Raw genomic sequence first — 12,903 nt, 5'->3', positions numbered from 1 at the left:
GGGAACCGGGGCGGACGCGAGGACCGGCCCGTCGCCGCTCCGCCGGGCGCGGACCGGCCGCATGGCACGCACCAGAACGTATGGCCGCAGCCATGACGCTTCTTCGCCCGGCGGTGGTCGGGGCTCCCGGGCGGGTCAGCATTCGACGGGCCTCCCGCCCGGTCGCGGTGCGGCGCGCCGGCGCGGGGGTGAGGGGCGGGGCCGGCCGGGACGCGTCTTCCTCGTGGGCCGCCCGGGCGGCAGGGTGCCCGCGCCCGCCGGTCAGTGGTCCCGCCGGGTCGCCAGGCGGGCCAGCGCCGCCAGGCGTTCGCCGGCCGCCGGTTCCGGGGCCGCCGAGGCCAGGTTCTCGAGCGCGAGCCCCAGCTCCTCGCCCGCGGCCTTCTCGGCCCAGGCGCGGCCGCCCGCCTCCTCGACCAGCGCCGTCAGCTCCGCGACCTCCGCGGCGTCGGGCTCCGTCCCCCGGTCCGCGGCGGGGAGCGCGTACCGCTCGGCGAGCCGGCGGCCCGCCGCCGTCCCGAGTCGAGCGCCGCCACCACCGGCAGGGACTTCTTGCGCACCGCGAGGTCGGCCCCGGCGGGCTTGCCGGTCACCCGGGGGTCGCCCCAGATGCCGAGCAGGTCGTCCGCGAGCTGGAACGCCATCCCCAGGTGCGTGCCGAACCGCCGCAGCGCCGCCACCTGCGCCTGCGTCCCGCCGCCCCACAGCGCCCCGAGCGCGCACGAGCAGCCCAGCAGCGACGCCGTCTTCCGCTCCGTCATGGCCAGGCACTCGGCGAGGGTCACGTCCGCCCGGGTCTCGAAGTCGATGTCGCTGCGCTCGCCCTCGATGAGCTGCATCGTGGCGTCCATCAGCCAGCGCAGGCCGGTGATCTCGCGCTGTCCCGCGCCCTCGTCCGTCAGGACGCGGCCGGCGTGCGTGAGCAGCGCGTCGCCGGCGAGGAGCGCCGCGGGGGACCCGAAGACCGTCCACGCCGTGGCCCGGTGCCGGCGCGTCGTGTCGCCGTCGAGGATGTCGTCGTGGAGCAGGGAGAAGTTGTGCACCAGTTCCACCGCCACGGCCGGGGGGAGCGCCGCGCCCGCCTCGCCGCCGACCGCCTCGGCGCACGTGAGGACGAGGGTCGGGCGCAGCGCCTTGCCGCCGGGGTCGTCCGTCGGGCGGCCCTCGGCGTCCGTCCAGCCGAAGTGGTACGACGCGACGCGGGCCACCGGCTCCGGCAGGCGCCCGACCCACGTCCGCAGGGCGGGGTCCACGAGCGCGCGGCCCTGCGACAGCGCGGCCCGTGCGGCGGCCTGCGGCTCCTCGGCGGTGTGCGGTGCTGTGGTCATGACGAGACCTCGTTTCCTGGCGATCCCGGCCCCCGCGCGGGACCGGCAGGGTGGCGTCGCCGCCCAGACTGGCCGGTCCGCCGCCGCGCGGGAACGGTGCGCGCGCCGGCCCGTCCCGTCCCGTACGGCGTCGGCGCGGCCCGAGCGGCCCGCCCCGTGCGCCGCTGACCAGGAGATCCCCGGTGGCCATGGCACGCGGCCAGACGTCCGCGCCCCTCACCGAAATCACCCGTACGGATGAGCGCGCGGGGCCGCTTCCGCGCGCCCGCCGTCCCGGCCGTCACATGGGCGGCTGGTGCAGCCCGAAGGGCGACCCCTGGTCGTCGCGGCACAGCACGAACCGCCCGAAGCGCGACTGGGATCCGGGGTCGCCGTCCATCGCCGAGCTCTCCACGGAGCCGCCGAGGTCCGCGACCTTCGTCAGCGCGGCGTCCATGTCGTCCACGGGGAAGAAGACGACGGGCGCCGCGCCCGCCTCGCCGCCGTGCAGCCCGCCCGGGACGCCCATCCCCGACACGATCAGTCCGTCCCCGCCGGGGCCCGGCACGAAGCTCCAGCCGAAGAGTCCGGCGTAGAACGTCCGGGCGCGCGAGACGTCCGCCACGCCGAGTTCGATGAACGGGACCCCACCGGGCATGTGAGGGCTCCTTCCGCCCGCGCTTCATGACGGGAGTCACATTAACCAGCACGCACGGTGATCGACCCGGGGACGCGCGCCCGGCACGGGTGGCCGGATTGACGAATCATGCAGAGCGCCGCATACTTATTCTGGTCAGTGCATGAATGCTAAGGAGAGACCCGTGACCGAGCGCGTCGTCCTCGCCTATTCCGGCGGTCTGGACACCTCTGTCTGTATCGGCTGGATCGCCGAGGCGACCGGGGCCGAGGTCGTCGCCGTCGCCGTCGATGTCGGCCAGGGCGGCGAGAGCCTGGATGTCATCCGCAAGCGCGCACTGGCCTGCGGCGCCGTCGAGGCGGAGGTCGTCGACGCGAAGGACGAGTTCGCGGCCGAGTACTGCCTCCCCGCGATCCGCGCCAACGCGCTCTACATGGACCGCTACCCGCTGGTCTCCGCGCTCTCCCGGCCGCTGATCGTGAAGCACCTCGTGGCCGCGGCCCGGAAGCACGGCGCCGGCACCGTCGCCCACGGCTGCACCGGCAAGGGCAACGACCAGGTCCGCTTCGAGGCGGGCATCTCCTCCCTCGCCCCCGACCTCACGTGCATCGCCCCCGTCCGCGACTACGCGATGACCCGTGACAAGGCCATCGCGTTCGCCGAGGACAAGGGCCTGCCGATCGCGACGACCAAGAAGTCCCCGTACTCCATCGACGCCAACGTCTTCGGCCGCGCCGTCGAGACCGGCTTCCTCGAGGACATCTGGAACGCGCCGATCGAGGACATCTACGAGTACACCGAGGACCCCGCCGCCGCCCGTGAGGCCGACGAGGTCGTCATCACCTTCGCGCAGGGAGTCCCGGTGGCCGTCGACGGCCGCGCCGTCACCCCGCTCCAGGCCGTCCGGGAGCTGAACGAACGCGCCGGCGCCCAGGGCATCGGCCGCATCGACATGGTCGAGGACCGGCTCGTCGGCATCAAGTCCCGCGAGGTCTACGAGGCTCCCGGCGCCATCGCCCTCATCACCGCGCACCAGGAGCTGGAGAACGTCACGGTCGAGCGCGAACTCGCCCGCTACAAGCGCCAGGTCGAACAGCGCTGGACCGAACTGGTCTACGACGGCCTGTGGTTCTCGCCGCTCAAGCGCGCCCTCGACGGCTTCGTCGACGAGGCGAACCGGCACGTCAGCGGAGACATCAGGATGACCCTGCACGGCGGCCGCGCCGTCGTCACCGGCCGGCGCTCCGAGGAGTCCCTGTACGACTTCAGCCTCGCCACCTACGACACCGGCGACACCTTCGACCAGTCCCTCTCCAAGGGCTTCATCGAGATCTTCGGCCTCTCCGGCAAGATCGCGGCCCGGCGGGAGCAGGGCCGGTGAGCGGCGACGTCCGCCTCTGGGGCGGCCGGTTCGCCGACGGACCCGCCGCCGCGCTCGAGGCACTCAGCGCCTCCGTCCACTTCGACTGGCGGCTCGCCCCCTACGACATCGCGGGCTCCCGCGCCCACGCGCGCGTCCTGCACCGCGCCGGGCTCCTCACCGGCGACGAGCTGACCCGCATGCTGGAGGGCCTCGACCGGCTGGCCGCCGACGTGGCCGACGGCTCGTTCACCGGGACCGTCGCCGACGAGGACGTCCACACCGCGCTGGAACGCGGCCTGCTGGAACGCCTCGGCCCCGACCTCGGCGGCAAGCTGCGCGCCGGCCGCTCCCGCAACGACCAGGTCGCCACGCTCTTCCGCATGTACCTGCGCGACCACGCGCGGGTCATCGCCGGGCTCGTCGCCGACCTGCAGGAGGCGCTGGTCGCGCTCGCCGAGGCCCACCCCGGCGTGGCCATGCCGGGCCGCACCCACTTCCAGCACGCGCAGCCCGTCCTGTTCGCGCACCACGTCCTGGCGCACGTCCAGGCGCTGTCCCGCGACGCGGAACGGCTCCGGCAGTGGGACGCGCGGACCGCCGTCTCCCCGTACGGTTCGGGCGCGCTGGCCGGCTCCTCGCTCGGCCTCGACCCGGAGGCGGTCGCCGCCGACCTCGGCTTCGAGGGCGGTTCGGCCGCCAACTCCATGGACGGCACGGCCGCCCGCGACTTCGTCGCCGAGTTCGCGTTCATCACGGCCATGATCGGCGTGAACGTCTCCCGGATCGCCGAGGAGATCATCGTGTGGAACACGAAGGAGTTCTCCTTCGTCACGCTGCACGACGCCTTCTCCACCGGCAGCTCGATCATGCCGCAGAAGAAGAACCCGGACATCGCCGAGCTCGCGCGCGGCAAGTCGGGCCGCCTCATCGGCAACCTGACCGGGCTGATGGCCACCCTCAAGGCCCTCCCGCTCGCGTACAACCGCGACCTGCAGGAGGACAAGGAGCCCGTCTTCGACTCCTGCGACCAGTTGGAGGTCCTGCTGCCGGCCTTCACCGGCATGCTGGCCACCCTCACGGTCAACACCGAGCGCCTCGAACAGCTCGCCCCCGCCGGCTTCTCCCTGGCCACGGACATCGCCGAGTGGCTCGTACGGCAGGGCGTCCCGTTCCGCGACGCCCACGAGATCGCCGGCGAGTGCGTCAAGGTCTGCGAGACCGAGGGCATCGATCTCGACGGGCTGACGGACGAGCAGTTCGCGAAGATCTCCGCCCACCTGACGCCCGAGGTGCGCTCCGTGCTCACCGTCGAGGGCTCCCTGGCGGCGCGCTCGGCGCGCGGCGGCACCGCGCCGTCCGCCGTCGCCGTGCAGCTCGGCGAGGTGAAGGACGACCTCGCGGCCCAGCGCGCCTGGATCGCCGCCCGGCCGCCGCTGGCCGGCCCCGCGGCCTCCTGAGCCGCGGGGCCGACCGGCCCGCACGTCACGGCCTGCGCCGCTCCCCGGGGTAGCGCAGGCCGATGCGTTCCCGCGCCGCGTCCAGCGTGCGCATCACCGCGAGGGTCCCCTCCAGCGGGACGAGCGGCGACTCCGTCGCACCGGCCCGCAGGCAGCGCCCCACCTCGGCCGCCTCGTGCACGAACGAACCCGCGGGCCCCTCGCCCGTGAACTCCTCCGGCGCGCGGCCCGGCCGGTGCAGCACGAACCGCTCCGGGTGGAAGAAGCCGCGCGGGATCTCGATGCGGCCCGCCGAGCCGGTGACCGCGGCCACCTGCGCCGTGTCGGCGACCAGCGAGCACGTCAGGGCCGCGACCGCGCCGCTGTCGTACCCGAGGAGCAGGCCCGTGTTCGTGTCGACGCCGTCGCGCAGGTGCGCCCATGCCGTCACCTCGGCCGGCTCGCCGAGCACCAGGTGCGCGAACGCCACCGGGTAGACGCCGAGGTCGAGCAGCGCGCCGCCGCCGAGCGCCGGGTCGTACAGCCGGTGCGCCGGGTCCCACGGCACGTCGATGCCGAAGTCGGCGTGCACCGACCTGACCTCGCCGATCGCCCCGTCGCGCACGAGCTCCGCCATGCGGCGGATCGCGGGGTTGCAGTGCATCCACATGGCCTCCATGAGGAAGACACCGCGCTTCCGGGCCAGTTCGACCAGCGCGACGGCCTCGGCGGCGTTGAGCGTGAACGGCTTCTCGCACAGCACCGCCTTGCCCGCCTCCAGACACAGGCGCACCGCGTCGTGGTGCGCGCTGTGCGGCGTGGCGACGTACACCGCGTCGACGGACGGGTCGGCGGCCAGTCCGTCCCAGCCGCCGTACGCCGCCGGTATCCCGAACCGCTCGGCGAACGCCCCGGCCGACGCCGCCGACCGCGAGGCGACCGCCACGAGTTCCGCGTCGCCCTCGGGCAGTTCGGCCAGTTCACTCGCGAACTTGGCCGCGATCCCGCCCGTCGCGAGAATCCCCCACCGCACCGGCCGCCCCTCCGCGACCACGCCGTTCACACCCACGCGCACCTCTCCCGCACCGGCCACCGGACCGATTGTCAGTGGCGTCTCCTACAGTTTCGATCATCGCAGGGAAGCACGAGCCTCAGGGGAGGGCCGGCATGGGCTGGATCAGGGCGGGCGACTACGAAGTGGCCGTCGACGTGGGGGAGGAGGGCGCGTCGGCGGCGCGCCTGATGTGCCGCAACCGTGCCGGCCGGCTCCTCAAGTCCGTCCCCGCGAAGATCGCCGACGACCCGGCCGTCGCGCAGCTCCGCTCGCTCACCGAGTGGCTCGCCCGGCACGAGCGCGAGTGCCTCGCCACCGCGGAGCGGTGGATGATCCGCTCCCTCCCCGTGCCCACCGCCGTCCTGGTCCGTGTCTGGCCCGACCCGGCCTGGCGTGCGGCGCTGCGCGACCTGGTGGTCACCGACCCCTCGGGGACCGTCACCGGGTTCCTGCGCGACGCCGACCCGGAGCGCGGCGTCGGCCTGGTCGATCCGGACGGCGACACCGTGCGGACCACCGCCGAGACCCTGCGCATCCCGCACCCCGTCCTCCTCGACGACCTGGAGGACCTGCGGGAGTTCGCCGCCGAGCTCGATGTGCGGCAGGGCGTCGGGCAGCTCCACCGGGAGGTCTGGCGCCGCGAGAGCGTCGACCCGGCCGCCACCGCCGTCACCACCTGGGCGGGCGCCCGCTACACCCAGCTCCGCTTCCTCACCGGCCGCGCCGTCTCCCTCGGCTACCGCGTCCGTGGCGGCGAGGCCGTCTGCACCGTCCACGAGGACGGCCGCACCGTCGAGGCCCGCGTCTGGATCGGCGACTACGAGGGCTACGGCGAGACCGAGACGGGCGCCCTCACCTGGACCACTCAGGACGGCACCGCCGTCCGCCCCGCCGAGGCCGGCCCCGTCGCCTGGTCCGAGGGCATGCGCATGGCCGCCGCGCTGCACGCCGGCCGCGACACCGACACCCCGGAGGACGCCCGATGAGCGCCACCCATTCCCTCGACGCGGGTGCGATCCTCCCGGCGGACGCCCCCGGGGACGACGACACCGACACGCTGACCGCCCGCGCCTACCGGCACCCCGCGCTCGGGGAGCGGACCGTCGTGCGCCTCGTCCCCGAAACCCTGGGCGAGGCCGAGGACCTCGCCCTCGACTTCCTCGGCCTCACCCGCGAGGGCGCGGCGCCCCCGGTCGGCCGGGTCCGCCGCGAGTCGCTCGGCTTCCCCGCCTGGGCACTCGTCAACGACCCCGCCAACGGGCACCACGCCCTCGCGCTCGTCCAGGACATCGAGCGCCTCTCCCGCCTCGCCGCCGGCCGCGCCGGCGCGGCCAAGGACGGCTTCGACGAACTGGCGGAGCGCCTCGGCAGGTCCGCGCCCCATTTCCTGCCCACCTTCCACGAGCAGGCGGCCCGCGTCTTCCTCGCCCACGACAACACCCGGTACGCCGCCACCTTCTTCGCGAAGGCCCGCACCGCGGAGCGCGTCCACGGCCTGCCCGTCGACGAGGAGCGCCAGCGCGCCGTGTTCCTGGAGTTCGCCCACGCGGGCGCGCTCACGGCGGGCGCGCTCAAGGACTACGTGCGGGGCCTCGGCGAGCGCCTCACGCCGGCCGCCGCCTGGGAGCAGTTCCGCCGCCTCACCGTCGAGCGCTGCGCCACCGGGCTGCCGCCGTACGCCTCCCTGCCGGCCGACGCCCGCAGGCTCATGCGCGCCGCCGGTCTCGACATCGCGGCGGAGGAGCGCGCCCTGGCCGCCGACCTCGTCGCCTCGCCGGCCGCCGAACCGGCCCCGCGATCCTTCTGGGAGGGCTACCGCCACCGGATCGCCGAACTCGGCGCCGACCGGCCGGACCTGCGCGCCCGGCTACTGCGGATCACCCCCTCCGGCCTCACGTCGGAGGCCGACCGCGGGGACGCCCTGTGGCTCGGCATCCTCGCCGACAGCGGCGCCGAGGCCCTGCTCACGGACGCCCCGGCGCCGGCGGAGGCCGCCGGGGACACCGCCCCGGCCGCCGCCGAATGGCTCGCCCGCTGGGCGGGCCATCTGGCCGGAGGCTGGTCGACGCCGCCCCGCTCACCGCTCACCCACGCCCTCGCCGGCCGGATGGCCGCCCGCCTGCGCGCCGAGGGCCGGCCGGTCGACCTGGTCCACGGACGCGCCCGGCACGCCGTCGACATCGAGCTGCTGGACATCTGCCTGGCGGCCGGTGTCCCCGTGGCCGATCCGCGGCCCGGCCTGCGCCTCACCCTCGACCGGTGGTTCGACGCCCCGCCGGGGGAGCGGCGCGACCTCGCGGCGGTCGCCGCCGACCCCCGGTTCGCGCCCCTGCTGTCCGAGGCCGTCGGCGACACCGCCGGGCACCGCGAGCGGGCGAGGACCATCGCCGCCCACCCCGTGCTGCGCGGCGTCCTGCACGACTGGCTCGCCCGCCGCGTCGCCGAGGCGGAGGCCGCGCGCGGCCTGCCCGGCGCACGGGCCGCCGTCGACACGGTGCTGTCGTTCGCGTCCGTCGCCGCCGAGGTCAACCCGGAGGCCGTCGCCTCGCTCACCGCCCGCGACCTGACGCCGCTCCTCACCAGGACCCTGCGCGCCGGCATCGCGGACGAGCTGGGCTGGCCCGCCCTGGAGGAGGCCCTGACCCGGTTCGGACCGGCTCCCCGCTTCGGCCACGGCCAGGGCGCCGTCGCCGTGACGGAGGCGTGGCCCGCGCTGATCCTCGGCGACACCACCAGGGCCGTCGTCGTCGGCCCCGACCGCGTCCTCCTCGACCACGAGGTCCGCATCCCCGACCCCCTCACCTGGGAGCGGCCCGCGTTCCACTGGGCCGGCGGCGAACTCCTCGTCACCTGGTGGCACCGCGGCGAGCACCGGGCCTACTGGTCGGCCCGCCCCGACGACGTCTTCCCCCTGGGTGAGGGAGGGCGCCACGGCGGCGCCGGCACGTCGGTGTCCCTCCCCCTGCCGGACGGCGGGCGCACCACCGGCGGCAGGCCCCTGCACCCGGGCGACACCACCCTGCCGGAACGCCACCCCGTCATGAGCGACGGCACCGGGCACTGGCTGCTCGCCCCGGGGGAGCGGGCCACCGGCTGGCGGCGCGAGTGGCAGGAGTTCGATCCGGCCACCGGTGCGCGGGGGCGCGCCTCCCTGCCCGCCTTCATCGCCGGCGGCGTCGCGGACGGCGAGCAGCTCGTCCCGGAGGACTGCTTCCTCGTCCCCCTCCCGCCGGGATACGAGCACACCCCTCTCGGCACGGACGGCCGCCTCATCGGCCGGTGGGTGCGGCGCCACCCCTCCGGCACGCTCACGAGCACGGGAGTCGACGGCACGACCGTCACCCTGGCGGGGCGGCGCGGCGCCGGCAGCCGCGGCCCGACCCCGGTCGGCCGGCTGCGGCTGCCGGGCGGCGCCGAGCCGGTCCTCACCGTCGGCGGCACCGCCGCCACCCTCCTGGCCGGGGCCGACGCGGCGGACGGCGCCGTCGGCAGCCTGCAGATCGGCTCCCCGGGCGGGCAGTTCGCCGCCGGGACGCCCCTGGTGCCGCCCCTGCCCTTCTGGAACGCGCTGCGGCACAGGGACGAGGCGGGCTCCTCGGCCCTGCGCGCCCTCACCGACCGGGACAGCGAGCGGCTCGTCGCCGCCGTCCGCGACGCCGCGGCCGCGCGTGACCGCGCCGAGCGCGAGGCGCGGGAGGCCGGGCGGGACATCCCGCCGGCCGAACGCACCGCCGCCCGCGAGGAGGCGCTGTGCGCGGCGGTCGCCGCGGTCCTGCCGGCCGTCACGCACCCCGCGCTCCGCCTGGGCGTCGCCGGCATCGCGGTCGTCGCCCTCCGCCTGCAGGAGGCCGTCGGCAGGCTCACGGCCCCCCGCGGCGCGGCACGGCCCGCCGTGACCGGCATGTTCGAGGAGCACCGCCCGCCGCACGGCACGAACGACCTGATCAGCGCCGCGGCGGGGGGCCTGGTCGGCGGCGGCCTCGCCGGCTACTGGAGCCGCGGCGGATGGCAGGTCATCCAGCAGGCGCTGGCCACCGCCCGCATCCTGTCCGGCGACCCCGCGACGGGCAGACCGCTCCCCGAGCGGCACCGGACCGACGTCCGCGCCGGCGGCTGGCGCACCGACGAGGGGACCGGCCCCGCCACCGGCGCGGACTGGCCGCCGCTCCTCGCCTCGCTCCCGGCCCTCGCGTACCGGGCGACCGCCCCGGGCCTCCCGGACGACCAGCGCGAGGCCCTGCTGCTCCTGCTGTCCGCCTGCGCCGGCGCACCGCTCGCGGGCGATGCCCCGCTGCGCGCCGTCGACCTGGCCGAGCCAGGCACCGCGCACCAGCGCGGCGGACAGGTCCTGCGCCACGGCGACCGCACCGTCGTCATCCTCAGCGCCCGCCGCACCGACCGCCTGGGCGACCGGACGGTCTGGTCCGCGCTCGACCACGACCCGAGCGGCGCCTTCGGACCCGTCGCGCACTTCTCGGTCGCCGCCGAGCGCAGATTCGCACCCCGGCCGTCCGCCGAGCGGCTCGCCGGCACCGTCCGTCTCGTCCGGGACAAGGGGCCGGCGCCGTGGCGCCCCGACGCGGTGGACCGCCTCGCCGGGGCCACCGGCCTGGGCGTGTGGCAGGCCACCCTGCTGCTCGCGGCGCTCCCGCAGGAGGCCCCCGCGCCCGTCCTCGCCACGTTCGGCCTGAAGGCCGGCCAGGCCGACACCGCACGCCTCCTCCTGAACGGCTTCGCGGCGGCGGTCGTGGAGTCCGTCGGGGCCCTCCTGCCGGCCGATCCGGAGGAGCTGTGGCGCACCGGCCCCGACACGGCCGCGGCCGCCCGGGCGTGGCGTGAGCATGCCGGGGACGGCGTCGCCGTCCCCGAGGAGGCCGCGCTGGAGCTGCGCCTCGACGGCACGGCCGCCGCCGTCCTCAACCCGGCCGCCACACCCTGGCTCAGCCGCACCAGCCGCCAGCGCATGGCGGACCACGCCACGCCCACCGCCGATGACCCGGCGGCGATACCGGGGCGCGGTCAGTTGGCCGGCGCGGTGCGGGCCATAGCGGGCCTCGCCTACGCCCTGCCGTACGGCCACCCGGCGCGCGCGGCCCTGCCCGGTGCCCTCGACGCCGTCCGCCGCAGGCTGTCGGACCCCGGCCTCGTCCTGGACCTCGACATCGAGTGGACCGACAAGGGCGCCCCGACGGCGCCGCACCTCCGGGCGGCCCACGGCCTGCCCGGCACGGGCGGCGCCGCCACCGACGGGCTCACCCCTGTCGGCGAGGCGTTCGTCGTCTTCCCCTGGCACAGCGGCACCGAGGCCACCTGGCTGCGCCCCGCCGGCATCACCGGTCCCGACGACCCGGCGCTCGGCCTCATCGAGGGGCTCATCGGCCCGCACAGCAGGGCGCACGAGGCGCTCGGCGCCCTGCGCGCCCTGCTGGGTGACGACCTGGAGGCCGCCGTCCGGGCCGACGCCGGTCCCGGCGTGCCCGGGGGCCATGCGCAGGACCCGACGCTCAGCGTTCCCGAGCTGGTCGCCGAGGTCGCCGCCACGCACGGCATCGGCGAGGACGCCGCCGCCCTCTACCTCCAGCTCCTCGCCCTGCCCGACCCCACGGACCGCAACCGCGCCCGCTGGACCGGCTGGCGCCCGGCCCGCGCCCGGCGCGCCGCCGCCGAGCTCGCGGAGACCGACCTCGTCGTCACGGCCCAGCGGTCCCGCGCCGGCCGCCGACTCTTCCTGCCCGGCGGCTGGCTCGACCTCCGCGCGCCGGCCCTCCCGCTGGAGACGTGGAAGTCCGCGCTCCACCCGGTCCCCGCCTCGGCACGGGCCGTCCCGCTCATCCCGGTGCCCCGCCTGTTCGCCCGCGCGTGGGAGCGCGTCACATCCGGCGACGCACCCGCCTACGAGGAACTCGTCACCCGCGCCACCCGGAAGGCCCGCCGATGACCACCGCCGCCACCACGACCGGCCCCGTCCGGCAGAACACGCCCCCCGAGGAGCGGTACGCCGCCGAACTCGCCTTCCTCGCCGCCCACGACACCGGCGCCCGGCCCCCCGGGTGGCGGCTGACGCCCCGCGCGGTCGTCACCTTCGTCATGGGCAGCGCGGGCGAGGCGCTGACCCTGCCCGCCGGCGCACCGGCGGGCGGGGACGTGCCCGGGCGCATGGAGATCGCGCCGAAGTTCGTCGGCGACCGTGCCCTGGTCGAGCGCTGCGTCATCACGCTCGCCGGGGAACGCGGGCTCCTCCTCGTCGGCGAGCCGGGCACCGCCAAGTCGATGCTCTCCGAACTCCTCGCGGCCGCCGTGTGCGGCACCGGCGCCCTGACCGTCCAGGGGACCGCCGGCACGACCGAGGACCAGCTCAAGTACGGCTGGAACTACGCCCTCCTCCTCGCCCAGGGGCCGTCCCGGCGCGCCCTGGTGCCCTCGCCCGTCCTCTCGGCCATGACCTCGGGCGCCGTCGCCCGCGTCGAGGAGATCACCCGCTGCCTGCCCGAGGTGCAGGACGCCCTGGTCTCCCTCCTGTCGGAGCGCCGCGTCGCCGTCCCCGAGCTGGCGGGCACCGACGACGCGCACGTCCACGCCGCCCCGGGCTTCACCCTCATCGCCACGGCCAACCTGCGGGACAAGGGCGTCTCCGAGATGTCCGCCGCCCTCAAGCGCCGGTTCAACTTCGAGACCATCGGCCCCATCGCCGACGCGGACGCCGAGGTGGCCCTCGTCCGCCGTCACTCGCGGGCCGCCGTCGCCCGCTCCGGCGCCCCCTACCAGGTGGACGACGCGGTGCTCGAAGCCCTCGTCACGGCCTTCCGCGACCTGCGCGACGGCCGTTCCGCCGAGGGCTGGGACGTCGAGCGCCCCAGCACCGTGATGAGCACGGCCGAGGCCGTGGCCGTCGCCGGCTCGCTCGCCCTGGCCGCCGCCTACTTCCCGAGCGAGCGGGACGTCCTGACGCTCCTGCCCGGCCACCTGCTGGGCGTGGTCCGCAAGGACGAGCCCGCCGACGCGGCCCGGCTGCGCGGCTACTGGGACTCCGTCGTCCGCCGCCGCGCCGAGCACGGCGCCGCCACCTGGCGCACCCTGTGGGACCTGCGCGCCGCACTGGAGGACTGACG

The 12,903-nt window shown here is 76.4% G+C and carries 8 protein-coding genes; 5 read left to right on the top strand and 3 right to left on the bottom strand.

The annotated features are described in order from the left end of the window. Window positions 1–422 precede the first annotated feature (422 nt). Both EMA09_RS02630 and EMA09_RS02625 read right to left on the bottom strand, forming a co-directional pair. A complete protein-coding gene (locus EMA09_RS02630) occupies window positions 423–1,325 on the bottom strand; it encodes a polyprenyl synthetase family protein (RefSeq protein ID WP_240796203.1) in 903 nt (300 codons plus the stop codon). A 280-nt stretch (window positions 1,326–1,605) separates the two neighbouring features. Next, the gene (locus EMA09_RS02625) at window positions 1,606–1,962 is read right to left on the bottom strand and encodes a VOC family protein (protein WP_129838492.1); all 357 of its coding nucleotides are present in this window, start codon (window positions 1,960–1,962) and stop codon (window positions 1,606–1,608) included. 163 nt (window positions 1,963–2,125) lie between these two features. Here EMA09_RS02625 and EMA09_RS02620 point away from each other — a divergent pair, with 163 nt between their 5' ends. Then, a complete protein-coding gene (locus EMA09_RS02620) occupies window positions 2,126–3,322 on the top strand; it encodes an argininosuccinate synthase (protein ID WP_129838490.1) in 1,197 nt (398 codons plus the stop codon). After that, window positions 3,319–4,761 (top strand): argininosuccinate lyase, encoded by a 1,443-nt coding sequence (gene argH / locus EMA09_RS02615; RefSeq protein WP_129838488.1) that lies wholly within the window; start codon window positions 3,319–3,321, stop codon window positions 4,759–4,761. The genes EMA09_RS02620 and argH overlap by 4 nt, the downstream gene beginning before the upstream one ends. 25 nt (window positions 4,762–4,786) lie before the next feature. Here argH and EMA09_RS02610 read toward each other — a convergent pair whose 3' ends face one another. Beyond that, on the bottom strand, window positions 4,787–5,833 hold the full coding sequence (locus EMA09_RS02610; protein WP_240796202.1) for a Gfo/Idh/MocA family oxidoreductase: 1,047 nt from the start codon (window positions 5,831–5,833) through the stop codon (window positions 4,787–4,789). A gap of 74 nt (window positions 5,834–5,907) precedes the next feature. On the opposite strand from EMA09_RS02610, the gene EMA09_RS02605 reads away from it, so the two are divergent. From EMA09_RS02605 to EMA09_RS02595, 3 genes are read left to right on the top strand one after another with little or no spacing between them, the layout of a single operon-like run. Next, window positions 5,908–6,780: a DUF4132 domain-containing protein gene (locus EMA09_RS02605; protein ID WP_129838486.1), complete on the top strand. Its 873-nt coding sequence runs from the start codon at window positions 5,908–5,910 to the stop codon at window positions 6,778–6,780. Further along, the gene (locus EMA09_RS02600; RefSeq protein WP_129838484.1) at window positions 6,777–11,732 is read left to right on the top strand and encodes a hypothetical protein; all 4,956 of its coding nucleotides are present in this window, start codon (window positions 6,777–6,779) and stop codon (window positions 11,730–11,732) included. Before EMA09_RS02605 ends, EMA09_RS02600 begins: the two co-directional genes overlap by 4 nt. Further along, a complete protein-coding gene (locus EMA09_RS02595; RefSeq protein WP_129838482.1) occupies window positions 11,729–12,901 on the top strand; it encodes an AAA family ATPase in 1,173 nt (390 codons plus the stop codon). Before EMA09_RS02600 ends, EMA09_RS02595 begins: the two co-directional genes overlap by 4 nt. The last annotated feature ends 2 nt before the right edge of the window (window positions 12,902–12,903 follow it).

The organism is Streptomyces sp. RFCAC02, from assembly GCF_004193175.1.
Lineage (GTDB): Bacteria > Actinomycetota > Actinomycetes > Streptomycetales > Streptomycetaceae > Streptomyces.
Note: the sequence above shows the minus strand (reverse complement) of the source record. Positions and strands in the feature narration are given on the sequence as shown.

Excerpts from the sequence above, each read along its gene's own strand:
- EMA09_RS02600 (WP_129838484.1), top strand. The coding sequence starts at position 6,777 with ATGAGCGCCACCCATTCCCTCGACGCGGGTGCGATCCTCCCGGCGGAC.
- EMA09_RS02595 (WP_129838482.1), top strand. The coding sequence starts at position 11,729 with ATGACCACCGCCGCCACCACGACCGGCCCCGTCCGGCAGAACACGCCC.
- EMA09_RS02630 (WP_240796203.1), bottom strand. The coding sequence starts at position 1,325 with ATGACCACAGCACCGCACACCGCCGAGGAGCCGCAGGCCGCCGCACGG.
- EMA09_RS02625 (WP_129838492.1), bottom strand. The coding sequence starts at position 1,962 with ATGCCCGGTGGGGTCCCGTTCATCGAACTCGGCGTGGCGGACGTCTCG.
- EMA09_RS02605 (WP_129838486.1), top strand. The coding sequence starts at position 5,908 with ATGGGCTGGATCAGGGCGGGCGACTACGAAGTGGCCGTCGACGTGGGG.